Raw genomic sequence first — 22,918 nt, forward strand, 5'->3', positions numbered from 1 at the left:
GACTGGCTCAGGATGAGGGCTACTGACGACTTCCCTCTTGAACCTCATCCTGAGCTTGTCGAAGGACGAGGTTCAACGCACCGCAGGATCCGCCCATGACCTTCCGCACCCTCGACACCGCCGACCTCGCCGGCAAGCGCGCCCTGGTCCGGGTGGACTTCAACGTGCCCGTCGATGGCGGCAAGATCACCGACGACACCCGCCTGCGCTCGGCCCTGCCGACCATCCACTACCTGTCGCGGCAGGGCGCCAAGGTCATCCTGCTGGCCCACTTCGACCGCCCCAAGGGCAAGGTCGTGCCGGAGATGAGCCTGGCCTTCGTGGCCGAGCCGCTGTCCAAGCTGCTGGAGCAGCCGGTCGCCTTCGCCTCGGACGCCATCGGCCCTGAAGCCGCCAAGGTCGTCGACGGCCTGGAGAACGGCGGCGTCGCCCTGCTGGAAAACGTCCGCTTCCACGCCGGCGAAGAGACCAACGACGCCGAGTTCGCCAAGGCCCTGGCCGCCAACGGCGACGTCTATGTCAACGACGCCTTCAGCGCCGCCCACCGCGCCCACGCCTCGACCGAAGGCCTGGCCAAGCTGCTGCCGGCCTATCCGGGCCTGTCGATGCAGCGCGAGCTGGAAGCCCTGGACGCCGCGCTGGGCAACCCGAAGAAGCCGGTGATCGGCATCGTCGGCGGCTCCAAGGTCTCGACCAAGCTGGACCTGCTGAACAACCTGGTCGCCAAGCTGGATCGCCTGGCGATCGGCGGCGGCATGGCCAACACCTTCCTGTTCGCACAAGGCCACGACGTCGGCGGCTCGCTCTGCGAAAAGGATCTGGCCGACACCGCCCGCGAGATCATCGCCAAGGCCGCCGCGGCCGGCTGCGAACTGCTGCTGCCGGTCGACGTGGTCGTCGCCAAGAAGGTCGCGCCCGGCGTCGACACCGCCGTCCGCGCGCTGAACGAAGTCCAGGCCGACGACCTGATCCTGGACGCCGGTCCGGAAAGCGCCAAGCGTCTGCTGGCCGCCATGGATGCAAGTGTCACCTTGATCTGGAATGGTCCGCTGGGTGTCTTCGAGGTGCCTCCGTTCGATGCAGCGACCGTTTCGGCGGCAAAACACGCTGCTTCGCTGGCGAAGTCGGGTAAGCTTGTGGCCGTCGCGGGCGGCGGTGATACTGTCGCTGCACTGAATCACGCGGGCGTGTCGGGCGACTTTACTTTCGTCTCGACCGCCGGCGGCGCGTTCCTCGAGTGGATGGAAGGCAAGACGCTCCCGGGCGTCGCCGCGCTCGAGGCCTAAAAAGAGAACCTGTGCTGGCGCGGATCGTGCAGATCCGCGTTCAGCCTGTGTCAGACTGACTAACGACCCTGGGCAAAGAGCGCTTCAGCGCCGGGCCCCAAAAACAAGAAACGACCCAACCACTTCACGCTTGCAGGAGAGAAATACGTGGCTCGCATCACGCTGCGCCAGCTGTTGGACCATGCCGCAGAGCATGAGTACGGCTTGCCCGCCTTCAATATCAACAACATGGAACAGGGCCTGGCGATCATGGAGGCGGCCGACGCCGTCAACTCGCCGGTCATCATCCAGGCCTCGCGCGGCGCGCGAAACTACGCCAACGACATCATGCTGGCCAAAATGATCGACGCGCTGGTCGACATCTATCCGCATATCCCGGTCTGCATGCACCAGGACCACGGCAACGGCCCGGCGACCTGCGCCACGGCGATCCAGTACGGCTTCACCTCGGTGATGATGGACGGCTCGCTGATGGAAGACGCCAAGACCCCGGCGACCTACGAGTACAATGTCGACGTCACCCGCAAGGTGGTCCAGATGGCCCACAGCTGCGGCGTCTCGGTCGAGGGTGAGCTGGGCGTGCTGGGCTCGCTGGAGACCGGCATGGGCGAGGCCGAGGATGGCCACGGCTTCGAAGGCAAGCTGAGCCACGACGAGCTGCTGACCGATCCGGACCAGGCGGTCGACTTCGTGCAGGCCACCGGCGTCGACGCCCTGGCCATCGCCATGGGCACCAGCCACGGGGCCTACAAGTTCACGCGCAAGCCGGACGGCGACGTCCTGGCCATGAACGTGATCGAGGAAATCCACCGCCGCCTGCCCAACACCCACCTGGTGATGCACGGCTCGTCCAGCGTTCCGCAGGACCTGCAGGACATCATCAACCAGTACGGCGGCGAGATGCCTCAGACCTGGGGCGTGCCGGTCGAAGAGATCCAGCGCGGCATCAAGCACGGCGTGCGCAAGATCAATGTCGACACCGACAACCGCATGGCCATCACCGGCGCGATCCGCAAGCTGCTGGCCGAGAAGCCGGGCGAGTTCGACCCGCGCGCCTACATGAAGCCCGCCAAGGAAGCCATGCGTAAGGTTTGCCAGGCCCGCTTCGTCGAGTTCGGTTCGGCCGGTCACGCCGACAAGATCAAGGCGCTGTCGACCGCGACCATGGCCAAGCGCTACACGGCCGGCGAGCTGAACGCCAAGTTCGGCGCCGGCGCGGCCAAGGCCGCCGCCGAGTAAGGCTCAGGACTTGAAGACGCAGAGGCCTCCCGGAGCGATCCGGGAGGCCTTTTGCTATTCGGCCGCGGCCAGAAGAAAGCGGCGACGACGGGCGAGCAGCTTGACCGCGCCAGCCCCGACCGCGCCGCTGAGCAGCATGGCCAGGGTGAACCAGGGACCCACGAACGCGTAGGTCTCCTGCCAGCAGTGCAAGCCGTCGACCGTCGCCGCGACGCCCCCACAGAACAGGCCACAGGCGAAACCGGTCAGCGCGGGCTGCTCCAGGTCGATGTCGCGCAGGCCGGCCATGGCCAGGGCCAGCATCGGCGCGGCGATGACCAGGACGTTGCCGACGCAGATCGCGGCGTCGGGCCAGTACAGCGCCTTCAGGGCGCCCGGCGCCATGGCGGAGGCCTGGACGGCGGCGGCGATCAGCATGGCGCTGGCCAGGGCGGCCGCGCCGGCCAGGGCCAGCAGCCCGCTGGTCCGGCAGCGGGCGATCCAGGTGGCGGTGACCAGGGCCAGCACCGCGACGGCGGCGGGATAGGCGGCCTTGATCCAGAAGAACGGTTGGAAGACGGCGACCGACAGGTCCGGGCGCAGCTCCAGCCACGCCAGGATCATCAGCACGCCCGTCAGGGCGCCGGCGCCGGCCACCTCGGCCAGCCGCCACGGCAGGGTCTCGGCCGCCCAGATGGGCGCGCCCGCGCTCGCTCCTTCTAGCGGAGCGACGGTTTCGTCGATCGTCACGCGCCTCTCCCCACAGAGCCGTATGGCGGTTGCAGCAGCGCCTACCGCGTCTCATTCGCGAAAGGCGGCGGCACTTCAGTGGCGGAACGTCGGTTTGTCAATCGACCGGAAGGCGACGACACGAAACTTGATCGTCACTCATTCTAGGGACACGGGGGTTGCCTACCAGCGCAGCGCCCAGCGCCCGATCAGCGCGCCCAAGGCGGCCAACAGCAGGACCCCGAGGCTGTACCACAGCGCCACGAAGGTGAAGGTGTGCTCGGCGCAGTGCAGGCCGTACACCGTCGCGGCTACCCCGCCCGAGAACAGGCCGACGGCGAAGCCCGCCCGCATCGGCCGGGTCGGGGCCATGTCGCGCACGGACCACAGACCCAAGCCCAGCATCGGCAGGCCCAGCGCGAAGATGTAGACGCTGCAGACGTGCCAGGAATGGCCGCGCAGCATGTGCAGGGCCATCTGGATGTCGGGGCTCATCATCGCCTGGACCGCGCCGGCCATCGACAACACGGTCAAGGCGACGCCGCCCACGATCCAGCCGCGCCGGCCGCCGCCCGTGGGGCGCGCCAGCCGCTCCAGCGCCAGATAGCCGGCCAGGGCCAGCACGCCGGTATAGACCGCCTTTATCCAGAACATGGGGCCGCGCATGGCTGGCATCAGGTCATGACGCGGACCCAGCCAGACCAGCACCAGGCACAGGGCCGCGAACCCGCCGATGCCGGCGACCATCGCCAGGCGGCGCGGCGGGGCCCTATCGGCCCCGTGGCCTGCCTCGGCGGCCAGGGCGTCGATCAGGTCATCCGTCCGCAAGACGCATCCTTTCGGCCAGGGCCTTCAGCGCCCGGTGCAGGGCGACCTTGGCCGCGCCTTCGGAAATACCGGCCTTGGCGCCCGCCTCGGCGAGGGAAAGGCCCGTCAGCTTGACGTCGGACACCAGAGTCCGCTGGCGCTCGGAAAGGGTGGACAGGGCCCGGTCCAGCTCCAGGCCGACGCCGGGCTCGGGCGCCTCGGCGGCCAGGAACTCCATATGATCCTCGATCGGCAGGGTCTGGCGCACCTTCCGCCGGCGCCAGTGGTCGATCAGCTTGTAGCGCGCCACCGCGTGCGCCCAGGCGGTGAACGACTGGGACCTGTCCCAGGTCGACCGCTTCAGATGCACCGCCAGCAGCGTCTCCTGCACCAGATCCTCCACATCGCCGGGCGCGCCGGACATCCGACGCGCGAAATAGGCGCGAAGCCGGACACCAAGAACGGCCAGACACTCGCGGTAGGCGGCGTTGTCGCCATCCATCCCGCGCAGCATCAGCGCCTTCAAACGGGTTTCGGTGTCCGTCACGCCTACCTCTATATCCGCGCGCGAGGGCCGGATGGTTACACCGCGTCGCGCCACGCCGGAAACATATCGCTGCACGAAGGCGGAAAAATTGAAACATCCACGCACGAGGCCCCGGAAAACAGGGGTCGAAAAAAATGTTCGCCGATCGCTGTAACTTCACCTCGCGCCGCTTCGTACTTCCCCTCGACCGAGCGGCGATGACCGCCGGCCCCCAACAGGAGAAACCCCATGAACCGCACTGCCGCCACCGCCGCCCTCGCCGCTGTCCTGGCCCTCTCGGCCGGCGTCTCGATGGCCTCGGCCGATGACCACGCGAAGGCCAAGGTCGAACAGGAAAAGTGCTACGGCGTCGCCAAGGCCGGCGAGAACGACTGCAAGGCGGGCGCTGGCACCTCGTGCGCCGGCACCTCGAAGGCCGACTACCAAGGCAACGCCTGGAAGCACGTCGCCAAGGGCACCTGCGTCACGATCAAGACCCCGACCGGCATGGGCTCGCTGACGCCGAAGGCCTAAGCGCAGCTAAAACTGTCATCCCGGCCAAGCGCGAAGCGCGCCGAGCCGGGACCGCCGGAAGCACCGCGTTTGTTGCGGTCCCGGCTCTCCGCTGCGCTGCGGCCGGGATGACAATTCAGGTGTAAAATGACCCCCACCGCCGGCCTCGGCCTCAAATCCCAGCATTACGCCGACGCCCTCGCGTGCGAGGCCGAAGGCCTGTGGTTCGAGGTCCATCCCGAGAACTACATGTCGGCCGGCGGCCCGCGTCTGGCCGCGTTGGAAGCCATCCGCGAGCGGCGGCCGATCTCGCTGCACGGCGTGGGCCTGTCCCTGGCCGCCGACGCCGATCCGGACCGCGAGCATCTGGCCGCGCTCAAGCGCCTGGCCGACCGGTTCGAGCCGTTCGTGGTCTCCGAGCACCTGGCCTGGTCGACGCACCGAGGCCAGCACCAGCCCGACCTCCTGCCCTTCCCCCGCACCCACGCGGCCCTGGCTCGCATCGCCGGCAATATTGGCCGGATGCAGGACGCCCTGGACCGCCGCGTGCTGGTCGAGAACCCCTCGCTCTATCTGCCGCTCACCGGCCACGACCTGGACGAGGTCGACTTCCTCAAGGCCCTGGTCGCCAAGATCGGCTGCGGCCTGCTGGTCGACGTCAACAACGTCTTCGTCAGCGCCAGCAACCTCGGCTACAGCGCCGAGGCCTATCTGGACGCCCTGCCGGCCGAGGCCATCGGCGAGATCCACCTGGCCGGCCATGGCCTCGACGAAGGCGGCTCGCCCCTCCTGATCGACACCCACGGCGCGCCGATCACCGAGCCCGTCTGGGCGCTTTATCGCCGCCTGATCGATCGCATCGGTCCGCGCCCGACCCTGATCGAGCGCGACGACGACATCCCCGACTTCGCGACGCTGATGGCCGAGCGCGACCGCGCCGCCGCGATGCTGGAGCCGGTTCATGCCTGAGCTGCTGGACTTCCAGGACGCCTTCGTCACGGCCCTCGACGGCGAGCGCTCCGCCCTGTCGCCCTGGCTGGCGCCCGACGCGGGCGAGGCCGGCCTGTCGGTCTACCGCAACACCATCGCCAAGGGCTGCGTCGACGCCCTGGCCGCCAATTTCCCGACCGTGCTCTCCATGGTCGGCGAGGACTGGTTCCGCGCCGCCGCCGCGCTGTTCGCCCGCGAGGCCCCGCCAACCAGCGCGGCCTTGCTGGACTACGGCGAGGACTTCCCCGCCTGGCTCGGCCGCTTCCCGCCAGCCCAGGACACGCCCTATCTCGTCGGCGTCGCCCATCTCGACCGCCTTCGGATCGAGAGCCTGTTCGCCGCCGAGGCCCCGGCCCTGAGCGCCGAGGCGCTGGCCGCGCTGGCGCCCGAGGCCTTGGCCGAGACCCGTCTGCGGCTGCACCCCAGCGTCCGCTTCGCCGCCTTCGACGCCGGCCTGCCCAGCCTGTGGGCGGCCGCCTACGAGGGCCGGGAAGACCTGGCGCTGTCCGAAACGCCCGAGACGCTCCTCTTCATCCGCGCCGCCCACCGCGTGATCGGCGAGGCCGAGACCGAGTTCCTGCGCGCCTGCCGCGACGGCCAGACCCTGACCCGGGCCGCCGAGCGCGCGGGCGACGATGTCGCCTCAATCTTCGCCCGGCTGATCGCCGACGGCGTCTTCATGGAAATCAGCCAATGACCGCCCTGACCCTGCGCGCGCCCTTCGACGCCTTCGCCAATCTCGCCCGCAAGGTGCTGACCGAGGACGTCCTGGCCCTGGTCACCCGCTTCGGCGTGGCGGCGATCTTCTTCCAGTCGGGCCGCACCAAGGTCGACGGCCTGCTGCACATCACCGACGGCACCTATTCGCTGTTCGAGACCGAGTACCACGTGCCCCTGCTGTCGCCGGACGTGGCGGCGCACGTGGCGACCTATTCGGAGCACCTGTTCTCGATCCTGCTGGTGCTGGGCCTGTTCACGCGGTTCTCGGCCCTGGCGTTCCTGGGCATGACCGCGGTGATCGAGATCTTCGTCTATCCCGACGCCTGGCCGACCCACCTGTCGTGGGCCGCCCTGCTGCTGTTCCTGATCGCGCGCGGCGGTGGCCGGTTCAGCCTGGACCGCGCGCTCCGGATCGCCTGAGGGGACCTAGTGAATCGTCGGCATCCTCGGCACGGGCTTGCGCCACAGCTGCGCGGTCAGGGCGTTGGCGATGCCGACCCAGCCGAGGTCGGGGGCGACGCCGCCGCCGACCTTGCGGGCTTCGATGGCATAGGCCGCCGAGGCCGCCAGCGAGGCCGTCGCCGCGCCCAGCTGGCCGCCGACGCGGCGCGCGCCCAGGCCCAGCCACAGGGCGTTGAACCCCTGCACCAGGCTCCAGATCGTCAGCGCGCGCGTGCGGGCCGGGCTGGCCGGGGCGTTCCAGGTGCGCAGGCCAGATAAGGTCATGGCGATGAACAGCGGCGGCAGCAGCAGGCTGGTCAGCGGCTTGGGCTGATGGGCGACCGGCTCGTGCATCTCGGCGAACTCGACGGCGTACATCTCGTCGTCCAGCAGGCGCTCATGGCGGCGCCCCATCACGATGGCCGCGATGATCGCGCCGCCCGCCAGGGCCGCGCCGACGGCGATCTGCGCGGCGGGGTGATGGCCTTCCCGCCGATCCAGCTCGAACGCTTCGCGTCCAGCCAGGGCGCGCTCGCGCGACTTTCCGTTGGCGATATGCATGGCGGGACTCCCTCGTGAACTCGCAAGGTCAAACAGCCCAGCTGAACCTTGGTTCCAGCGTGACCAGGACCCTCGCCTCATGATGGCGTGATCCGCGCCGCGCGCCAGCCGAAAACGCCGCCGAAGTGTCCGGTCCTCGACCTTCGCGCAGGACAACCCCACCTTGTTCCATACCAAAGTCTCGTGCGACCGTATGACGCGTTAAGCAAGGCGCCGCTTGCGCGCCTCCGGCGTCGCCATTGTTTTCAAAGGATATTTTTGCGTAACTGCGTAATTTGTCGCAGGTCTACGTCTTGCCGCCGTTAAGCCTCTCTTGAAGTTCGGAGCGCAACTTTTCGCCGAAGCGCGGAGAGCAGGCGTCGCCAGGGTGGTGACGTTCCGGGCTCTTAAGCGCAGGGGAAAACCAGCCGATGTCCTTCTTCAGGCCTCGCCAGGACGACACCAAGACGGCCCAAGTCGCCGAGATGGAAGCCGTGATCGCCGCGATCCATCGCAGCCAGGCGGTCATCGAGTTCAACCTCGACGGCACGATCGTCACGGCCAACGAGAACTTCCTGAACACGCTGGGCTACTGCCTGAACGAGATCCAGGGTCGTCACCACAGCATGTTCGTCGAGGCCGACTACGCCAAGAGCGGCGAGTACCGCGACTTCTGGCGTCGCCTGAACAGCGGCGAGTTCTTCTCCGACAAGTTCAAGCGCGTCGGCAAGGCCGGTCAGGACATCTGGATCCAGGCCTCGTACAACCCGATCTTCGACAAGGTCGGCAAGCCGGTGAAGGTGGTCAAGTTCGCCGCCGACATCACGGCCGTCGAGCTGGAGCGCGCCGCCGCCGAGGCCGCCCGCAAGAAGGCCGACCAGGACAACAATCTCGTATCCGTGGTGGCCGAGGGCCTGCGCCGCTTGGCTTGCGGCGACGTCAGCGAGCACATGACCTCGCTCGTGGATCCGCGCTACGCCCAGATCAAGGATGACTTCAACACCGCCGTCGACTGTCTGCGCGACACCGTCTCGACCATCGTCCAGCGCACCCACAGCATGCAGGCCGGCATCGACGAGGTGTCCTACGCCTCGGACGACCTGTCGCGCCGCACCGAACAGCAGGCCGCCAGCCTGGAAGAGACCGCCGCCGCCCTGGACGAGATCACCGCCACCGTGGTGCGCAGCGCCGAGGGCGCCAAGCGCGCTTCGGCCGCCGCCTCGGCCGCGCGGATCGACGCCGGCCGCTCGGGCGAGGTCGTCCAACAGGCCGTCGCGGCCATGGGCGAGATCGAGAAGTCCTCGGCCCAGATCGGCCAGATCATCGGCGTCATCGACGAGATCGCCTTCCAGACCAACCTGCTCGCCCTGAACGCGGGCGTGGAAGCGGCTCGCGCCGGTGAAGCCGGTCGCGGCTTCGCCGTCGTCGCCCAGGAAGTCCGCGCGCTGGCCCAGCGCTCGGCCGACGCGGCCAAGGAGATCAAGACCCTGATCGCCAACTCGACCGCCCAGGTCGATCGCGGTGTGAAGCTGGTCGGCGAAAGCGGCGCCTCGCTGGACGGCATCGTCAGCAAGGTCGGCGAGATCGACGGCCTGATCAGCGAGATCGCCCGCTCGGCCCAGGAACAGGCCACCGGCCTCAACCAGGTCAACAGCGCCGTCAACCAGATGGACCAGGTGACCCAGCAGAACGCGGCCATGGTCGAAGAGACCACCGCCGCCGCCGCCAACCTGCGCACCGAGGCCCACGAGCTGTCGCACCTGATGACCCGGTTCCGCACCGGCGAGGAGCAGGCCCAGCCGCAAGCCAAGGCCGTCGCCCAGCAGCGTCGTCCGGGCGCCCGCGCGGCCTAGAAGTCTTTCCTTCTCCCCTTGCGGGAGAAGGTGTCGGCGAAGCCGACGGATGAGGGGTCGCACAAATAGAAACGCCGCGACTAGCCGATGGGCCAGTCGCGGCGTTTTCGTTCTTCAACCCCTCACCCGACCGGCGGAGTTTATCCTCGGGCGCGCGCTTCGCGCGACCCGGGGGGCGGCCACCCTCTCCCGCAAGGGGAGAGGGACAGACCTTAAGCCGGCAGTTCGCCCATGGCGCTCTGCAGGTAGTTCTGGTCGCCCAGCGACTTCACCAGGCCCAGCTGCATTTCGAGGAAGTCGATGTGCTCTTCGGTGTCGGTCAGGATCTCGCGCAGGATCTCGCGGCTGACATAGTCGCGCACGGTCTCGCACTCGACGATGCCCGGGACCAGGAGCTCGCGGTTGAACAGCTCGACGTTCAGGTCGCTGGCCAGGCATTCCGGCACGGTCTCGCCGATCTTCAGCTTGTGCAGGTCCTGGAGGTTCGGGAGCCCTTCCAGGAACAGGATGCGGTTGATCAGCTTGTCGGCGTGTTTCATCTCGCCGATCGATTCGTCGTAGATGATCTTGCCGAGGCGCTTGAAGCCCCAGTTGTCGTACATCCGCGCGTGCAGGAAGTACTGGTTGATCGCGGTCAGTTCGTTGGTGAGCACCGCATTCAGAATACGGATGACGCCGGCGTCGCCCTTCATGGCCGCCTCCTTAAGGTTCGCTGTTCGGGCGGAACCTGGGGCAAGCTGAAACGCGCTTCAACCTGAATGTGTGCAAGTGTTTCGCGCTTTCACAGAAAACCGTGAGAGTGCTTCGCGATAGCTGACTTTGTTGGCTTTTGCGCCGTTACTCGGCTGCGAATGCGAGGGCTTCGCGGCTTTCCTGGATCATCTGGCGCATTTCACAGACGCACTTGGCGCACTGAGCCTGACAGCCCTTGGACCGGAAGATGTCCGCCGGACGGCTGGCGCCAGCGTCGATGGCGGCGCGCACTTCGCGCTCGCGGATGCCGTTACAATTGCAGACGTACAAGGAAAGAACGCCCTACCCGATTGAGTGTCATTCTCAATTAGCGACTCTCGACGGCTTTTGCAACTGACTCTCACTATGGTTAGCAGCGGCGAGGTGTCGCGCCCTCCTTCCTTGCTTCTGCGCGGTCGCGCAGGGGCCCGAATTGGCATAAAGCGACGTCATGACCGCCGACTGCCGCCTCTATCTGATCACCCCGCCGTCCCTGACCGACCTGGCCGCGTTCGGCCGCCAGCTGGCCAAGGCCCTGGAAGGCGGCGACGTCGCCGCTCTGCAGATCCGCCTGAAGGACGCCGCGGACGACGTGATCGCCGCCGCCGTCGACGCCCTGGGTCCGATCGCCCAGGCCCGCGACGTGGCCGTGATCCTCAACGACCGCCCCGACCTCGCCGCCCGCCTGGCCGTGGACGGCGTCCACGTCGGCCAGTCGGACATGGCCTTGAAGGACGCGCGCAAGCTGATGGGCCAGCGGATGGTCGGCGTCACCTGTCACGACAGCCGTCACCTGGCGATGGAAGCCTCGGAAGGCGGAGCCGACTACGTCGCGTTCGGGGCCTTCTTCCCGACCACGACCAAGGAAGCCCCCACCACCGCCGAGCCCGAGATCCTGACCATCTGGCAGGAGACGATGGAGATCCCGTGCGTGGCCATCGGCGGCATCACGGCGGCCAACGCCGCGCCCCTGGCCACGGCCGGCGCGGACTTCCTGGCCGTCTCGGCCGGGGTCTGGGCGCATCCGGAAGGCCCGGACGCCGGCGTCGCAGCCCTGAACGCCGCCATCGCCGAAGGGCTGGCGCTGCGCAAATAAGGCGAAATAACGGCGTTCTCTTGTGACGCACCGCACACAGGCATAGCGTCCTCCCCAGCGAACAAAAGTAGAGGGGGAGACGCAGTGATGAAGCGACTCGTAGTGTGTTTGCTTAGCGTACCGGTCCTGGCGTTTTCCGGCGCCGCGACCGCCGAGACTTGGAAACAGGCTCCAGGGGACACCAAGTCCTACTACGACGCCGACTTCACCCGCGTGGACCAGTCCAGCGGCCTGATCGTCACCCGCGTCGCCGAGGGCAAGCCCAACGGTCCCTACAAGAACTGGCCGGCCAACAAGGGTCCGATCCTGGTCTTCGCGCTGGACTGCGCGGCCGACAAGTGGATGGACCTGGGGATGGACTTCGACGGCACCAAGGGCCTGCCCAAGGGCTGGCGCAAGGAAGCCAAGATCGACGACATCTCCGGCGCCGTCGGCAAGGCTGGGAAGCTGGCCTGCGAGACGAAGGATACGCTGCCGAAGGTGGAGCTGCCCTAGACCAGCGCGTTACGCGTCCAACCCGGAGAGCTTCTCCGGGTTGCGCATCGCATAGACCGCCGCGATGCGGCCGTTCTCGATCTCCAGGCTCATGGTCTGGAAGACGACGCCGTTCGACGCCAGGACAAGGCCCGGCTGGCCGTTGACGCGCGCCAGGCGGACGGTGGTGTCGGCCGGCGGCGGGAACTTGCGCCGGATGCCCTGCAGCATGGCCACCAGCTTGGTCGCGCCATAGATCGGGTTGAGGTTGGCGTTGGCCTTGCCGCCGCCGTCGGCGTGCCAGACCACGTCCTCGGCCAGCAGGTCGCGCAGCGCCACCTCGTCGCCGGTCACCAGGGCCTGGAAGAAGGCCGTGGTCAGCTTGCGCTCCTCGTCGACCGTCGGCGTGTAGCGCGGCCGGTCGCGGCGCACGTGCTCCCGAGCCCTTGAGGCCAGCTGGCGGCAGGCCGTCTCGCTGCGGCCCAGGGCGGCGGCGATCTCGGCGAAGGGCGTATCGAAGACGTCGTGCAGCAGGAACGCCGCGCGCTCCAACGGGGTTAGCCGCTCCAGGGCCAGCAGGAAGGCCACCGACAAATCCGCGTCGCCGCCGGCCTCGAAGTCGGGCTCGACCACCGGCTCGGGCAGCCACTCGCCGACATAGACCTCGCGCCGGGCGCGGGCCGACTTCATGCGGTCCAGGGCCAGGCGGGTGACCACGCGGTTGAGATAGGCGCCGGGCTCCTCGACCGTGTCGGCGTCGACCTTGCGCCAGCGCAGCCAGGCGTCCTGCACGACATCCTCGGCCTCGGCCCGCGAGCCCAGCATGCGGTAGGCCAGGCCGGTCATGGCCGGCCTGCGCGCCTCGAAGATCGCGTCCGCCGTAGTCATGTTCGGACCGCCACCGCCTCCCCGGCCACCTCAACGCGCGAGCAGGTCTTGCCGTGGCCCATCGCGTACTTGACCGTGGGATAGACCCGCGCGGAAGCGATGGCGAGGGCGATCGCCGACAGGCCCTTGGGACCCCAGCGCTCCAGCACGTCGTCGCGCAGGGCGTCGGAGCGCTCCAGGTCGCGGGCCAGCGAGGCCTTGGCGAAGCGGAAGGCCAGGCCCGCGTCCGGCCCCATCAGGGCGAGGTCGCCGGTCAGGATACCGCGCAGCACGTCGGCCGGCACGTGGCTCTCCTCGGCGATCTTCACGCCGATCTGCACACAAGGTCCGCAGTCCTCGGCCAAGGTCGCGACAAGGCCCGCCGCCGCCAGGGCCGCCGGTGGCGCGCCCTCGCGATAGCCCGACAAGGTCCGCACGCCCTGGAAGGCCCGCGCCGCCTTGGGGCTGGCCTCCAGGAGGTCGCGGATATAGGTCGCGTCGTAGTCGTAGCGCTTTTCGAATTGGCCAATCGCGGCGGCCATGATCGCCTTCAGCATCGTCAGGCCTCCTGCTTCTTGAAGGCCGCGACCGCCAGCCAGAGGGTCAGCAGGGTCGGCAGGAAGACGCCGGGGAAGTCCCGCGCCAGCAGCGGCCACGGCAGGGCCTTCCCGCAGAACGGCGTGATGACGTGGATGATCGCATGGACGCCCTGGAACGCCGCGGCGACCGCCACCGCGCCCGCGTGCCGGCGCAGGTCCAGCACGCCCAGCAGGGTGCCGATCCCGCAGGCCAGGTAGGTCGCGCCGATATCGCGCACGAAGTGGTCGTTGAACGGTCCGGTCTGAATGACCCCGGGAATGGTCAGGTACCAGGGATAGGGGATGGTCAGCATCACCAGGCCGTTGCCTAAGAACAGCACCGTCAGTCCGATCGCGATCCAGCGCATGGCACCCTCCGAAGTGGTTTCGGAAGACAGGACGAGCCAGCCTTCGCCGACGTGACACGGGTCGGCGAAAAATGCCGTTAAGCCTGTGTTTTCTGGCGCATCTTGCCATCGGCCCTGTGGACGACTAGGTTCCGCGCCCGTTCTTTCACACCGTCGACCTACCGCTCCGCCGCCGGACTTTTCCGGCGGGCGTCGACGGCAATTCTTGAGGATATCCGCCCGTGGCTACCCCTTCCGCCCTCCTGAACGTCATGATCGACGCGGCCCGGAAGGCCGCCCGTGGCCTGGCTCGCGACTTCGGCGAAGTCACGGAACTGCAGGTCTCCAAGAAGGGCGCGGCGGACTTCGTCACCAATGCCGACCTCAAGGCCGAACAGACCCTGTTCGAGATCCTGACCAAGGCCCGTCCAGGCTACAGCTTCCTGGGCGAAGAGCGCGGCATGATCGAGGGCACCGACAAGACCCACACCTGGATCGTCGACCCGCTGGACGGCACCACCAACTTCATGCACGCCATCCCGCACTTCGCGGTCAACATCGCCCTGCAGCGTGAAGGCGAAGGCGTCGTCGCCGGCGTCACCTACAACCCGATCTCCAACGACCTGTTCTGGGTCGAAAAGGGCAAGGGCGCCTTCCTGGGCGCCGAGAAGCGCCTGCGCGTCGCCGCCCGCCGGAACCTGGACGAGAGCGTCCTGGCCACGGGCGTGCCGTTCGCCGGCAAGCCGGGCCACGGCCAGTTCCTGAAGGAGCTGCACCAGGTCAGCCAGAAGGTCGCCGGCGTCCGCCGCTTCGGCGCCGCCTCGCTGGACCTGGCCTGGGTCGCCGCCGGCCGCTTCGACGCCTACTGGGAGCGCAATGTGCATCCCTGGGACGTCGCCGCCGGCGTGCTGATGATCCAGGAGTCGGGCGGCAAGGTCTCGACGATCGACGAGAGCGACCTGGACGTCGTCAACGGCAAGTCGATCCTGGCCAGCAACCAGGACCTCTATCCGCAGATCCTGGAGAAGCTGCGGGCGGCGTAGGCCGTTAAAAACTGTCATCCCGGACAAGCGCGAAGCGCGCCGATCCGGGACCGCCGGAAGCGCCGCGCTTTCCGCGGTCCCGGCTCTCCGCTTCGCTGCGGCCGGGATGACAACTTAGGCTAGCCAAACCGTCACATCCCGGCGCTAAATCGCGCCCCATGACCCTGCTTACCCGTCGCGCCATGACCACCGCCGCGCTCGCCGGCACGCTGCTGCCCGGCTTCGCCCGCGCCCAGGCCAAGAAGCCCCTCGTCATCGGCCATCGCGGCTGCAGCGGCGAGCGGCCCGAGCACACGGCCCTCAGCTACGAGCGCGCCATCGAGCAGGGCGCGGACTTCATCGAGCCCGACCTGGTCCCGACCAAGGACGGCCACCTGGTGGCCCGCCACGAGAACGAGATCGGCGGCACCACCGACGTGGGCAAGCGTCCCGAATTCGCCGCCCGCAAGACGACCAAGACCATCGACGGTCAGCCGGTCACCGGCTGGTTCGTCGAGGACTTCACCCTGGCCGAGATCAAGACCCTGCGCGCCCGCGAGCGGCTGCCGCAGCTGCGTCCGACCAGCGCCGCCTTCGACGGCCAGGCCCAGATCCTGACCTTCGACGAGGTGGTCGCCATCGCCAAGGCCGGGACCAAGCGCACCGGCCGCACGATCGGCGTCTATCCCGAGCTGAAGCACCCGACCTTCTTCGCCTCGATCGGCCTGCCGACCGACGACCGCCTGGTCGCCAAGCTGAAGTCCAACGACCTGAACTCGGCGACCGCGCCGGTGTTCGTGCAGTGCTTCGAGGTCGGCACGCTGAAGAAGCTGCGCGCCAAGACCCCGGCGCGCCTGGTGTTCCTGGTCGACGGCGAAGGCGGTCCGGCCGACCTGCCGAACGTGAAGTACGCCGACCTGATCACCGCCCAGGGTCTGAAGGACGTCGCCGTCTATGCCGACGGCCTGGGTCCCAACTGGAGCCTGGTGGTCCCCAATGACGGCCAGGTGCTGCTGCCGGCCACGGACCTGGTCAAGAACGCCCACGCCGCGGGCCTGCAAGTGCACCCCTGGACCGTGCGGACCGAGAACTTCTTCCTGCCCGCCACCCTGCGGAAGGGCGATCCCAAGGACCCGGCGTTCCTGGCCATGCACGGCGACGTGACCCCGGTGTTCAAAGCCCTGTACGCGGCCGGCGTCGACGGCGTGTTCAGCGACTTCCCGGGCCTGGCGGTCGCCGCCCGCGCTTGACCGAACGCGGTTCCACGGCGGACAGTCGAGCCTTCTCGGGGGAATGACTGACTTGCGCGCGATCGTCTTCACGGCGGGGCTGTTCGCCCTGATCCCGGCCTTCACCCAGGCCGACGCGCCCGCCCCCGCGCCCAGCGGCATGGGCCTGTGCTCCGGTAGCCCAGCCGCCAGCGACGCCCCCGCCAAGGCCGTGAAGCTGCTGCCCGGCTACGGCGCGGCGACGTGGAAGATCCGCACCGCCTCGCCCGACGCCCAGGCCTTCTTCGACAACGGCCTGCAGCTGGGCCACGCCTTCGCCCACAAGTCCGCCGTCGCCGCCTTCGAGGAGGCCGCGCGCCGTGATCCCACCTGCGCCATGTGCCTGTGGGGCCAGGCCTGGGCCGGCGGGGCGACGATCAACTACACGGTCGACGACAAGGTCCAGAAGGCGATGGCCGAGCTGATGGCGCGCGCCACCGTGCTGGCCGCCGACGGCCCGCCGCTGGAGCGCGACCTGATCGCGGCCATGAAGGCCCGCTACGAGCACGGCGGCGGCAAGGGCGCGGGCGACGCCGCCTACGCCAAGGCCATGGACGCCTTGGCCCGCGCCAATCCGGACGACGACGAGCTGGCCGTGCTGGCCGCCGACGCCCTGATGGTCCCAGCCTCGCTGGCCGGCGCTAAGCAGAACCTGCCCCGCGCGGTCGAGCTGCTGGAGACCTCGCTGAAGCGCGCCCCGCAGAGCGCGGCGGCCATCCACTTCTACATCCACGCCACCGAGATGAGCGGCTTCACCGCCCGCGCCGAGCCGTGGGCCGACAAGCTGGAAGGCCTGGCGCCGTCGGCCAGCCACCTCGTGCACATGCCCTCGCACACCTACTACTGGGTCGGGCGCTATGAGGACGCGCTGAAGTCCAACCTCTCGGCGGCCAAACTGGACCGGGCCAATGCCACCGCCCAGGGCTTCACCGGCGAGGACGGCGTCTACAAGCTCTACTACCACGCCCACAACGTGCAGTTCGGCGCGGGCTCGGCCCTGATGTCCGGCGACGCCGAGGGCGGTCTGGCCATCGCCCGTCCGTTCCTGACCCATTCGCTGACGCTGAAACCCGACCAGCCCTGGGACCAGGCGGTCGCGGGCACGGCCTATTCCGTCGAGGGCCGCTACGCCACGCCCGAGGAGGTGCTGGCCCTGCCGGAACCCTCCCTGCCCTATCTCAAGGCCATGTGGCGCTATGCGCGCGGCGAGGCCCTGGCCCGCAAGGGCGACGTCGCCGGCGTGCGGCGCGAGCTGGCCCAGGTCCAGGTGGACGCCGTCGCGCTGAAGCCCTGGGGCGAGTTCGGCGCCCTGGGCGTCGACGCCATCAAGGTCGCGCGCCTCGTGCTGGAGGGCCGGGCGGCGATGCTGGAGGACAAGCCCAAGGTCGCCGCCAAGGCCTTCCGCAAAGCCGCCGAGCTGGAAGAGACCCGCTTCGGCGACCAGACCGACCCGCCGGTCTGGTGGTACGCCCCGCGCCGCGACCTGGCGCTGGCCCTGCTGGCCTCCGGCGACGCCAAGGGCGCGGCCAACGAAGCCCGCGCGGCGCTGTCCAAGCGCCTGCGCGATCCGGTGACCCTGGCCATCCTGTCCCGCGCCGAGCGCAAGCTGGGCATGATCGAGGCGGCTGAGATGCACCAAGCCGAGGCCCGCAAGGCCTGGGCCGGTGACGCCAAGGCGTTGGAACTGGCCAGCCTCTGATCGGCCCTTGCCGAACGGGGGGCGGGCGGTGCAGCGTGCCGCCCAAGTTCCCAGGGGAAGCCTCATGAAGATCCGTCACGCCGTCTCCACGGCCGTCCTCGCCGCCACCCTGGCCCTGGGCTCGGCCGCCTTCGCCGCGCCCAAGACGGCCTCCAGCGAGGTCTTGGACCGCGTGGCCGAGGACTTCGTGCGCATGACCCTGGAGGCCGGCGAGCGCGAGCCCGGCTATGTCGACGCCTACTATGGCCCGGTCCACCTGATGGACAGCGCCAAGGCCGCGCCGCGTCCGGTCTCGGTGCTGCGCAAGGAGGCCGACCGCCTGATGATCCTGGTCAAAGCGACCAAGGACAAGGACCTCACGCCCGACGAGCGCCGCCGCAAGCTGTTCATGAAGGGCCAGCTGAAGGCCGCCCAGACCCGCCTGGCCATGATCGCCGGCGACAAGTTCAGCTTCGAGGACGAGGCCGAGGGCCTGTTCGGCGTCCGCCCGGTGCTGAAGCCCCTGAAGAACTACGACCCGATCCTGGCCCGCATCGACAAGATCGTTCCCGGCAAGGGCGACCTGGCCGCCCGCGTCGACGCCTTCCAGAACAAGTACGTAATCCCGACCGACAAGGTCGAGGCCGTGATGCAGGCCGGCATCGCCGCCTGCAAGGCCAAGACGGAAGCGCACATCAAGCTGCCGGCCAATGAGCGCTTCGACCTGGCCTTCGTGACCAAGAAGCCGTGGAGCGGCTACAACTGGTATAAGGGCGACGCCCACAGCCTGATCGAGATCAACACCGACCTGCCGATCTATATCAGCCGCGCCTTGGACCTGGGCTGCCACGAGGGCTATCCGGGCCACCACGTGCTGAACACCCTGCTGGAAGAGAAGCTGACCAAGGAAAAGGGCTGGGTCGAGTTCTCGGTCTATCCGCTGTTCTCGCCGCAGTCGTTCATCGCCGAGGGCAGCGCCAATTTCGGCATCGAGCTGGCTTTCCCGGGCAAGGCCAAGACCGACTTCGAGCGCGACAAGCTCTACGCCCTGGCCGGCCTCGATCCGAAGACCGCCGAGGCCTATGGCGAGCTGCAGGAAGCCAAGGCGGCCTTGTCCAGCGCCGGCAACACGATCGCGGCCCTCTATCTCTCCGGCAAGATGACCAAGGAACAGGCCGTTCAGGCGCTGATGAAGTACACGCTCTATTCGCGCGGCGGGGCCGAGAAGCGGGTGTCGTTCATCGAGACCTACCGCTCGTACGTGATCAACTACAACCTCGGCCAGGACATGGTCCGCGACCACGTCTACCGCGCCGGCAAGACCGACGCCGCCCGCTGGACGTCGATGGAGCACGTGATCAGCGAACCGACCACGCCGGCGGATTTGCGCAAGTAGGCCAGCGGTCGCGGGGGTGATCGTCATATGGTCGACGCTCCGGCGCTGATCCTGTCTTCGGCGACGGCCGCGATCGGGCTGTTCGCGGCCGCGCAGCTGGGGGTGCGGCGCGACTGGCGCGCTTCGCCGGCGACGGCGCTCGCGGTGTTCCTGGCGCTGAGCGGACTGTCGGGGATCGACCTGCTGCTGGACCGCACCGGGACCTATGCCGCCCATCCCTGGACGACCGGGATCCTGTGGGCGCTGTCGCTGTTCCTGGGGCCGTCGATCCTGGCCTATGTGCTGGCCATGACCGGCGAGCCGGACCGCTGGACCTTCGCCCGCGTGCGGCGGATCGCCTGGCCGGCCGGGGTGGCGGTGCTGATCGCCTCGCCGTTCTTCGTGCTGCCGGCCCAGACCAAGCTGGCGGTCTATGGCGAGGCCGGGACCGACGCCACGGCGGGCGTCCTGCAGCTGTTGTTCGTGCTGCTGTTCCTGCTGGTCACCCTCGGCTACCTGACCTCAGCCCTGGTGGTGCTGAGCCGGCACGTGCGTCGGGTGCGCGATCTCTTTTCCAATCTCGAGAACCGTACGCTGAACTGGCTGCGGGCGCTGGTCCTGATCATGCTGGCGGCCTGGGCGTGGGGCGCGGTGAAATCGGTGCTGGCCATCGGCTCCAGCGCGCCGTGGCTGGACACCGCGGCGGCCGCGGTCGAGCTGGCCTGGACCACCGCCATCGGCCTGTTCGGCCTGTCGCAGCAGCCGATCTACACGCAAGAGACCGAGACGCCCAAGGTCCTGCCCTCGCCCGAGAAATACGCCCGCTCGGCCCTGCCCTCGGCGCGTCAGGCCGAGATCGCCGCGCGGCTGGAGCAGGCCATGCGCGCCGACGCCCTCTACCGCGATCCGCTGCTGTCGCTGAGCGCCCTGGCCAGCCGCGTGGCCATCACGCCCAACCACCTGTCCCAGGCCCTGAACGAGCACCTGGGCCAGAGCTTCTTCGACTATGTGAACCGCTGGCGGGTCGAGGAGGCGATCGACCGCATCAAGACCTCCGACGAAGCCATCCTGACCATCGCCTACGACGTCGGCTTCAACTCGCGCTCGACCTTCAATGCGGCCGTGAAGAAGCACGCCGGCCAGCCGCCTAGCGCCTTCCGGCCCGGGTCCTAGCCGGCAGGATCGGAAGCGCCGAGGCTTCTAGCCTACCCGTCCGGACGACGCCCCGCGCCGAGCTGGGCCATTCGATGACTGTCCTCCACTTCACGAGAGCAGTCATGATCCGCCGTTTCACCGTCATCGCTTGCGTCCTGGCTTTGACGCCTATCGCCGCCCGAGCCCAGGAGGCGCAGCAACCCGAGCGCCTCTTCCTGCTGGGGGCCGGCGTCTACGCCACCACCAACCCCTATGCGACCGCCAAGAAGAAGACCCAGACCGGCGTGCTGCCGCTGTTCGTCTACCAGACCCCGCGCCTGACGGCCGACCTGTCGGGCCTGGCGGTGACGGCGTGGAGCAACGACCACATCAAGCTGGAAGGCCGGGTCGCTCCGCGCTTCCAGCTGGTCGATCCCAAGGACACCCGCGACTTCGCCTTCCTCAAGCGCGACACCGGCGTCGATATCGGCGGGCGGATCAGCGGCTCGGCCGGCCCGGCGACCTTGAGCGTCGAATACCTGCGCGACGTCGCCAGCGAGACCAAGGGCCAGGAGATCAACCTGGACCTCACCCTGTCGGCCTCGCCGCTGGAGAAGCTGTCGGTCGACGTGGTCGCCGGCGTCTCGTGGAAGGACGAGAAGCTGGCCACCTGGCTCTATGGCCTGAGCGAGAAGGAGGCCGGCAAGGTGCGCGCCTTCGAATACGGCCGCACGGCCCGCGCGGCGTCGGGCGGAGTGCTGGTCCCGTCGCTGGGCGTGCAGGCGCGCTACCAGGTCACCGACCGGCTGTTCGTGATCGCCGCCGCCGAGGTCGAGCTGTTCGACAACGACATCACCGACAGCCCGCTGATGGCCAAGGACCATACGGCGGCCGGCTTCGTCAGCCTGGTCCGGCGGTTCTAGGATGCGGCGCACCGCGATCATCCTGACGATCTGGCTGGCGGCTGCCGCGCCGATGGCGATCCTGGCCTGGGGCGTCGCGCCCCGGCTGATCACGCCCGGCGATCCCCTGTCGGGGCTGGTGTTCTGGCGGCTGATGTTGGCCGGCATGGCCTGGCAGCTGGCCCTGTCGCTGATCGTGCTGCGGCTGGAGGGCGTCCCCTTCCGCCTCGCGCCGCTGGCCCGCCGCCTGTGGCTGACGACGCCGAGCTGGCGGGGACGCCCGGCGATCGCCGCGTTCCTGCTGGTCCCGGTGTTCGCGATCCTCGGCTTCGTCGGCGACGACGCGGCCGGCGGCTGGTTCCAGGCCACGGCGCTGGGCCGGGAACTGGCCGCCCGCGCCCCGGCCTTCGCCTTCATCGAGCACCTGGCGATTCCCGAGGCCGGTGGGCGCTGGGACATCCTGGCCCTGGCCCTGGCCTCCTGCGTCTTCAACTACGGCCTGGGCGAGGCCTTGCTGTTCCATGGCGTGCTGCTGCCGCGCATGGAGCAGGCCTGGGGCCGGTGGGCGTGGCTGGGCAACGGCGTGCTGTTCACCGCCTACCACGTCCACAAGTTCTGGATCATGCCGGGGCTGCTGATCAGCTGCCTCTGCTACAGCCTGCCGGCCCAGCTGTTCCGGTCAAGCTGGCTGGCGGTGCTGATCCACGGGCTGGAGGGCGTGGTGCTGATCGTCGCCGTGCTGGCGGTGATCCTGCGCTAGGGCGCGAGGTCGGTTCCCCGACACAGGAACGCGATGGGGGCGACCGCCGTTTGTCCCCTCGCCAAAGCCGCCCCGCAAAGGCGGCCAATCCTTTCGACCCAAGTCCTTTCACGACCGAGGAGGCCCCCGTGTACGGTGGCGAACGTCTTTCGCGCCTGGGCGCGTTCAGCCCGCAATTCCCCGACGCCGAAGCCCTGCACAAGGGCTTGGCGCACTGGAACCACGTCCGCCTGGCCCCGGCCGCGCCCTCCGACGGCTGGCGCGAGGACCTGGACCAGGAGATCCGCATGCGCCGCATCGAGGGCGCGTTCATCGAGGCGTTCCGCCGCCACGTCGCGCCGCTGGTCGAGGACGTGCCGCAGGACGCCGACGGCTTCATCGCCTGGTTCGAGGCGCTGAAGGACCACGGCCCCGGCCAATGGGACCCGCTGTTCGACTGGCTGGAAGGCGAGGCCTCGCTGGAGGACCTCAAGTGGTTCCTGACCCAGGAGGCCGCCGGCGAGGCCGGCTTTGACGACCTGGTGGCCATGACCCAGGTCAAGGTCCCCGACCGCGCCAAGCTGGAGCTGGCCCGCAACTACTGGGACGAGATGGGCCGTGGCGGCGCCAAGGGCATGCACGGCCCGATGCTGACGCGGACGACCGCGACCCTGGGCCTGACCCCGACCATCGACAGCACCCTGTGGCAGTCGCTGTGCCTGGCCAATGTCATGACCGCCTTCGCCACCACGCGGCGCTATGTCTGGCAGTCGATCGGCGCCCTGGGCGTGGTCGAGCTGACCGCCCCGACCCGCGTGGCCTGCGTCGATGCGGGCCTGAAGCGCAACGGCGTCTCGCCCGAGGCCCGCAAGTACTTCGCCCTGCACGCCCAGCTGGACATCGAGCACTCCAAGGCCTGGAACGCCGAGGCCCTGGTCCCGCTGGTGACCGAGGATCCGTCCCGCGCCAAGTACATCGCCGAGGGCGCGGTCATGCGCCTGATCTGCGGCGAGCAGTGCTTCGACACCTATCGCGCCCACCTGTGGGCTCACACCCACCCGCTGGTCTACGCGGCGGAGTGAC

Annotated in this window: 26 protein-coding genes; 17 read left to right on the forward strand and 9 right to left on the reverse strand. The window is 68.8% G+C overall.

Going from position 1 to position 22,918, the window contains the following annotated elements:
* Window positions 1–95 precede the first annotated feature (95 nt).
* Window positions 96–1,286: a phosphoglycerate kinase gene (locus AC07NI_RS10160; RefSeq protein ID WP_494618588.1), complete on the forward strand. Its 1,191-nt coding sequence runs from the start codon at window positions 96–98 to the stop codon at window positions 1,284–1,286.
* Between the two features lie 147 nt (window positions 1,287–1,433).
* Window positions 1,434–2,525, forward strand: a complete 1,092-nt coding sequence (gene fba / locus AC07NI_RS10165) for a class II fructose-bisphosphate aldolase (protein ID WP_494618590.1) — start codon at window positions 1,434–1,436, stop codon at window positions 2,523–2,525.
* 54 nt (window positions 2,526–2,579) lie between these two features.
* On the opposite strand, the gene AC07NI_RS10170 is transcribed toward fba, so the two are convergent.
* The 3 genes from AC07NI_RS10170 to AC07NI_RS10180 form a co-directional block, all read right to left on the reverse strand.
* Entirely contained in the window at window positions 2,580–3,254 is a 675-nt protein-coding gene (locus AC07NI_RS10170) for an NrsF family protein (RefSeq protein WP_494618591.1), read from the reverse strand.
* 162 nt (window positions 3,255–3,416) lie between these two features.
* Complete coding sequence (gene nrsF, locus AC07NI_RS10175; RefSeq protein WP_494618594.1) at window positions 3,417–4,061, reverse strand: anti-sigma-F factor NrsF; 645 nt, start codon at window positions 4,059–4,061, stop codon at window positions 3,417–3,419.
* Window positions 4,048–4,587: a sigma-70 family RNA polymerase sigma factor gene (locus tag AC07NI_RS10180; protein ID WP_494618597.1), complete on the reverse strand. Its 540-nt coding sequence runs from the start codon at window positions 4,585–4,587 to the stop codon at window positions 4,048–4,050. Before AC07NI_RS10180 ends, nrsF begins: the two co-directional genes overlap by 14 nt.
* 228 nt (window positions 4,588–4,815) lie before the next feature.
* On the opposite strand from AC07NI_RS10180, the gene AC07NI_RS10185 reads away from it, so the two are divergent.
* From AC07NI_RS10185 to AC07NI_RS10200, 4 genes are all read left to right on the forward strand, one after another.
* The gene (locus tag AC07NI_RS10185; RefSeq protein WP_494618599.1) at window positions 4,816–5,100 is read left to right on the forward strand and encodes a BufA1 family periplasmic bufferin-type metallophore; all 285 of its coding nucleotides are present in this window, start codon (window positions 4,816–4,818) and stop codon (window positions 5,098–5,100) included.
* 126 nt (window positions 5,101–5,226) lie between these two features.
* Entirely contained in the window at window positions 5,227–6,048 is an 822-nt protein-coding gene (bufB, locus tag AC07NI_RS10190; RefSeq protein WP_494618601.1) for an MNIO family bufferin maturase, read from the forward strand.
* On the forward strand, window positions 6,041–6,766 hold the full coding sequence (locus AC07NI_RS10195) for an HvfC/BufC family peptide modification chaperone (RefSeq protein WP_494618603.1): 726 nt from the start codon (window positions 6,041–6,043) through the stop codon (window positions 6,764–6,766). Before bufB ends, AC07NI_RS10195 begins: the two co-directional genes overlap by 8 nt.
* Window positions 6,763–7,209 carry a DoxX family protein gene (locus tag AC07NI_RS10200; RefSeq protein ID WP_494618605.1) on the forward strand — a complete coding sequence of 149 codons (447 nt, stop codon included), beginning with the start codon at window positions 6,763–6,765 and terminating at the stop codon, window positions 7,207–7,209. Before AC07NI_RS10195 ends, AC07NI_RS10200 begins: the two co-directional genes overlap by 4 nt.
* 6 nt (window positions 7,210–7,215) lie before the next feature.
* Here AC07NI_RS10200 and AC07NI_RS10205 read toward each other — a convergent pair whose 3' ends face one another.
* Window positions 7,216–7,791: a tryptophan-rich sensory protein gene (locus AC07NI_RS10205; protein ID WP_494618607.1), complete on the reverse strand. Its 576-nt coding sequence runs from the start codon at window positions 7,789–7,791 to the stop codon at window positions 7,216–7,218.
* A gap of 410 nt (window positions 7,792–8,201) precedes the next feature.
* Between AC07NI_RS10205 and AC07NI_RS10210 the strand changes: the two genes are divergently transcribed.
* Window positions 8,202–9,623: a methyl-accepting chemotaxis protein gene (locus AC07NI_RS10210; protein WP_494618609.1), complete on the forward strand. Its 1,422-nt coding sequence runs from the start codon at window positions 8,202–8,204 to the stop codon at window positions 9,621–9,623.
* A gap of 212 nt (window positions 9,624–9,835) precedes the next feature.
* Here the strand turns inward: AC07NI_RS10210 and bfr are convergent, their stop codons facing one another.
* Together bfr and AC07NI_RS10220 are read right to left on the reverse strand one after the other, a co-directional pair.
* Window positions 9,836–10,315: a bacterioferritin gene (bfr, locus tag AC07NI_RS10215; RefSeq protein WP_494618611.1), complete on the reverse strand. Its 480-nt coding sequence runs from the start codon at window positions 10,313–10,315 to the stop codon at window positions 9,836–9,838.
* A gap of 145 nt (window positions 10,316–10,460) precedes the next feature.
* Window positions 10,461–10,646: a (2Fe-2S)-binding protein gene (locus AC07NI_RS10220; RefSeq protein WP_494618613.1), complete on the reverse strand. Its 186-nt coding sequence runs from the start codon at window positions 10,644–10,646 to the stop codon at window positions 10,461–10,463.
* A 160-nt stretch (window positions 10,647–10,806) separates the two neighbouring features.
* On the opposite strand from AC07NI_RS10220, the gene thiE reads away from it, so the two are divergent.
* Together thiE and AC07NI_RS10230 are read left to right on the forward strand one after the other, a co-directional pair.
* Window positions 10,807–11,451 (forward strand): thiamine phosphate synthase, encoded by a 645-nt coding sequence (gene thiE, locus AC07NI_RS10225; RefSeq protein ID WP_494618615.1) that lies wholly within the window; start codon window positions 10,807–10,809, stop codon window positions 11,449–11,451.
* 87 nt (window positions 11,452–11,538) lie between these two features.
* A complete protein-coding gene (locus AC07NI_RS10230; protein ID WP_494618617.1) occupies window positions 11,539–11,946 on the forward strand; it encodes a hypothetical protein in 408 nt (135 codons plus the stop codon).
* 9 nt (window positions 11,947–11,955) lie between these two features.
* On the opposite strand, the gene AC07NI_RS10235 is transcribed toward AC07NI_RS10230, so the two are convergent.
* Genes AC07NI_RS10235 through AC07NI_RS10245 form a run of 3 tightly spaced genes read right to left on the reverse strand, consistent with a single transcriptional unit; the run spans window position 11,956 to window position 13,738 of the window.
* On the reverse strand, window positions 11,956–12,813 hold the full coding sequence (locus AC07NI_RS10235) for a sigma-70 family RNA polymerase sigma factor (RefSeq protein WP_494618619.1): 858 nt from the start codon (window positions 12,811–12,813) through the stop codon (window positions 11,956–11,958).
* On the reverse strand, window positions 12,810–13,349 hold the full coding sequence (locus tag AC07NI_RS10240) for a hypothetical protein (protein ID WP_494618621.1): 540 nt from the start codon (window positions 13,347–13,349) through the stop codon (window positions 12,810–12,812). The genes AC07NI_RS10235 and AC07NI_RS10240 overlap by 4 nt, the downstream gene beginning before the upstream one ends.
* Window positions 13,350–13,351: 2 nt before the next feature.
* Window positions 13,352–13,738, reverse strand: a complete 387-nt coding sequence (locus tag AC07NI_RS10245) for a hypothetical protein (protein ID WP_494618623.1) — start codon at window positions 13,736–13,738, stop codon at window positions 13,352–13,354.
* Between the two features lie 221 nt (window positions 13,739–13,959).
* Here AC07NI_RS10245 and AC07NI_RS10250 point away from each other — a divergent pair, with 221 nt between their 5' ends.
* The 8 genes from AC07NI_RS10250 (at window position 13,960) to AC07NI_RS10285 (ending at window position 22,917) form a co-directional block, all read left to right on the forward strand.
* Window positions 13,960–14,760 carry an inositol monophosphatase family protein gene (locus AC07NI_RS10250; RefSeq protein ID WP_494618625.1) on the forward strand — a complete coding sequence of 267 codons (801 nt, stop codon included), beginning with the start codon at window positions 13,960–13,962 and terminating at the stop codon, window positions 14,758–14,760.
* A 158-nt stretch (window positions 14,761–14,918) separates the two neighbouring features.
* Complete coding sequence (locus tag AC07NI_RS10255) at window positions 14,919–15,989, forward strand: glycerophosphodiester phosphodiesterase (protein WP_494618627.1); 1,071 nt, start codon at window positions 14,919–14,921, stop codon at window positions 15,987–15,989.
* 43 nt (window positions 15,990–16,032) lie between these two features.
* Window positions 16,033–17,706 (forward strand): hypothetical protein, encoded by a 1,674-nt coding sequence (locus tag AC07NI_RS10260; protein WP_494618629.1) that lies wholly within the window; start codon window positions 16,033–16,035, stop codon window positions 17,704–17,706.
* A gap of 64 nt (window positions 17,707–17,770) precedes the next feature.
* A complete protein-coding gene (locus AC07NI_RS10265) occupies window positions 17,771–19,081 on the forward strand; it encodes a hypothetical protein (RefSeq protein WP_494618631.1) in 1,311 nt (436 codons plus the stop codon).
* Window positions 19,082–19,108: 27 nt separating this feature from the next.
* Window positions 19,109–20,233 (forward strand): helix-turn-helix domain-containing protein, encoded by a 1,125-nt coding sequence (locus AC07NI_RS10270; protein WP_494618632.1) that lies wholly within the window; start codon window positions 19,109–19,111, stop codon window positions 20,231–20,233.
* Between the two features lie 104 nt (window positions 20,234–20,337).
* Entirely contained in the window at window positions 20,338–21,117 is a 780-nt protein-coding gene (locus AC07NI_RS10275) for a MipA/OmpV family protein (RefSeq protein ID WP_494618634.1), read from the forward strand.
* Window position 21,118: 1 nt separating this feature from the next.
* On the forward strand, window positions 21,119–21,856 hold the full coding sequence (locus tag AC07NI_RS10280; RefSeq protein WP_494618636.1) for a CPBP family glutamic-type intramembrane protease: 738 nt from the start codon (window positions 21,119–21,121) through the stop codon (window positions 21,854–21,856).
* Window positions 21,857–21,984: 128 nt separating this feature from the next.
* Window positions 21,985–22,917, forward strand: coding sequence for an iron-containing redox enzyme family protein (locus AC07NI_RS10285; RefSeq protein ID WP_494618638.1), 933 nt, complete (start codon window positions 21,985–21,987; stop codon window positions 22,915–22,917).
* The last annotated feature ends 1 nt before the right edge of the window (window position 22,918 follow it).

It is taken from the genome of Caulobacter sp. GW821-FHT10E02, assembly GCF_059415225.1.

Excerpts from the sequence above, each read along its gene's own strand:
- AC07NI_RS10160 (WP_494618588.1), top strand. The coding sequence starts at position 96 with ATGACCTTCCGCACCCTCGACACCGCCGACCTCGCCGGCAAGCGCGCC.
- AC07NI_RS10185 (WP_494618599.1), top strand. The coding sequence starts at position 4,816 with ATGAACCGCACTGCCGCCACCGCCGCCCTCGCCGCTGTCCTGGCCCTC.
- bufB (WP_494618601.1), top strand. The coding sequence starts at position 5,227 with ATGACCCCCACCGCCGGCCTCGGCCTCAAATCCCAGCATTACGCCGAC.
- AC07NI_RS10195 (WP_494618603.1), top strand. The coding sequence starts at position 6,041 with ATGCCTGAGCTGCTGGACTTCCAGGACGCCTTCGTCACGGCCCTCGAC.
- AC07NI_RS10200 (WP_494618605.1), top strand. The coding sequence starts at position 6,763 with ATGACCGCCCTGACCCTGCGCGCGCCCTTCGACGCCTTCGCCAATCTC.
- AC07NI_RS10205 (WP_494618607.1), bottom strand. The coding sequence starts at position 7,791 with ATGCATATCGCCAACGGAAAGTCGCGCGAGCGCGCCCTGGCTGGACGC.
- AC07NI_RS10210 (WP_494618609.1), top strand. The coding sequence starts at position 8,202 with ATGTCCTTCTTCAGGCCTCGCCAGGACGACACCAAGACGGCCCAAGTC.
- bfr (WP_494618611.1), bottom strand. The coding sequence starts at position 10,315 with ATGAAGGGCGACGCCGGCGTCATCCGTATTCTGAATGCGGTGCTCACC.
- thiE (WP_494618615.1), top strand. The coding sequence starts at position 10,807 with ATGACCGCCGACTGCCGCCTCTATCTGATCACCCCGCCGTCCCTGACC.
- AC07NI_RS10230 (WP_494618617.1), top strand. The coding sequence starts at position 11,539 with ATGAAGCGACTCGTAGTGTGTTTGCTTAGCGTACCGGTCCTGGCGTTT.
- AC07NI_RS10235 (WP_494618619.1), bottom strand. The coding sequence starts at position 12,813 with ATGACTACGGCGGACGCGATCTTCGAGGCGCGCAGGCCGGCCATGACC.
- AC07NI_RS10240 (WP_494618621.1), bottom strand. The coding sequence starts at position 13,349 with ATGCTGAAGGCGATCATGGCCGCCGCGATTGGCCAATTCGAAAAGCGC.
- AC07NI_RS10245 (WP_494618623.1), bottom strand. The coding sequence starts at position 13,738 with ATGCGCTGGATCGCGATCGGACTGACGGTGCTGTTCTTAGGCAACGGC.
- AC07NI_RS10255 (WP_494618627.1), top strand. The coding sequence starts at position 14,919 with ATGACCCTGCTTACCCGTCGCGCCATGACCACCGCCGCGCTCGCCGGC.
- AC07NI_RS10260 (WP_494618629.1), top strand. The coding sequence starts at position 16,033 with ATGACTGACTTGCGCGCGATCGTCTTCACGGCGGGGCTGTTCGCCCTG.
- AC07NI_RS10265 (WP_494618631.1), top strand. The coding sequence starts at position 17,771 with ATGAAGATCCGTCACGCCGTCTCCACGGCCGTCCTCGCCGCCACCCTG.
- AC07NI_RS10270 (WP_494618632.1), top strand. The coding sequence starts at position 19,109 with ATGGTCGACGCTCCGGCGCTGATCCTGTCTTCGGCGACGGCCGCGATC.
- AC07NI_RS10275 (WP_494618634.1), top strand. The coding sequence starts at position 20,338 with ATGATCCGCCGTTTCACCGTCATCGCTTGCGTCCTGGCTTTGACGCCT.
- AC07NI_RS10280 (WP_494618636.1), top strand. The coding sequence starts at position 21,119 with ATGCGGCGCACCGCGATCATCCTGACGATCTGGCTGGCGGCTGCCGCG.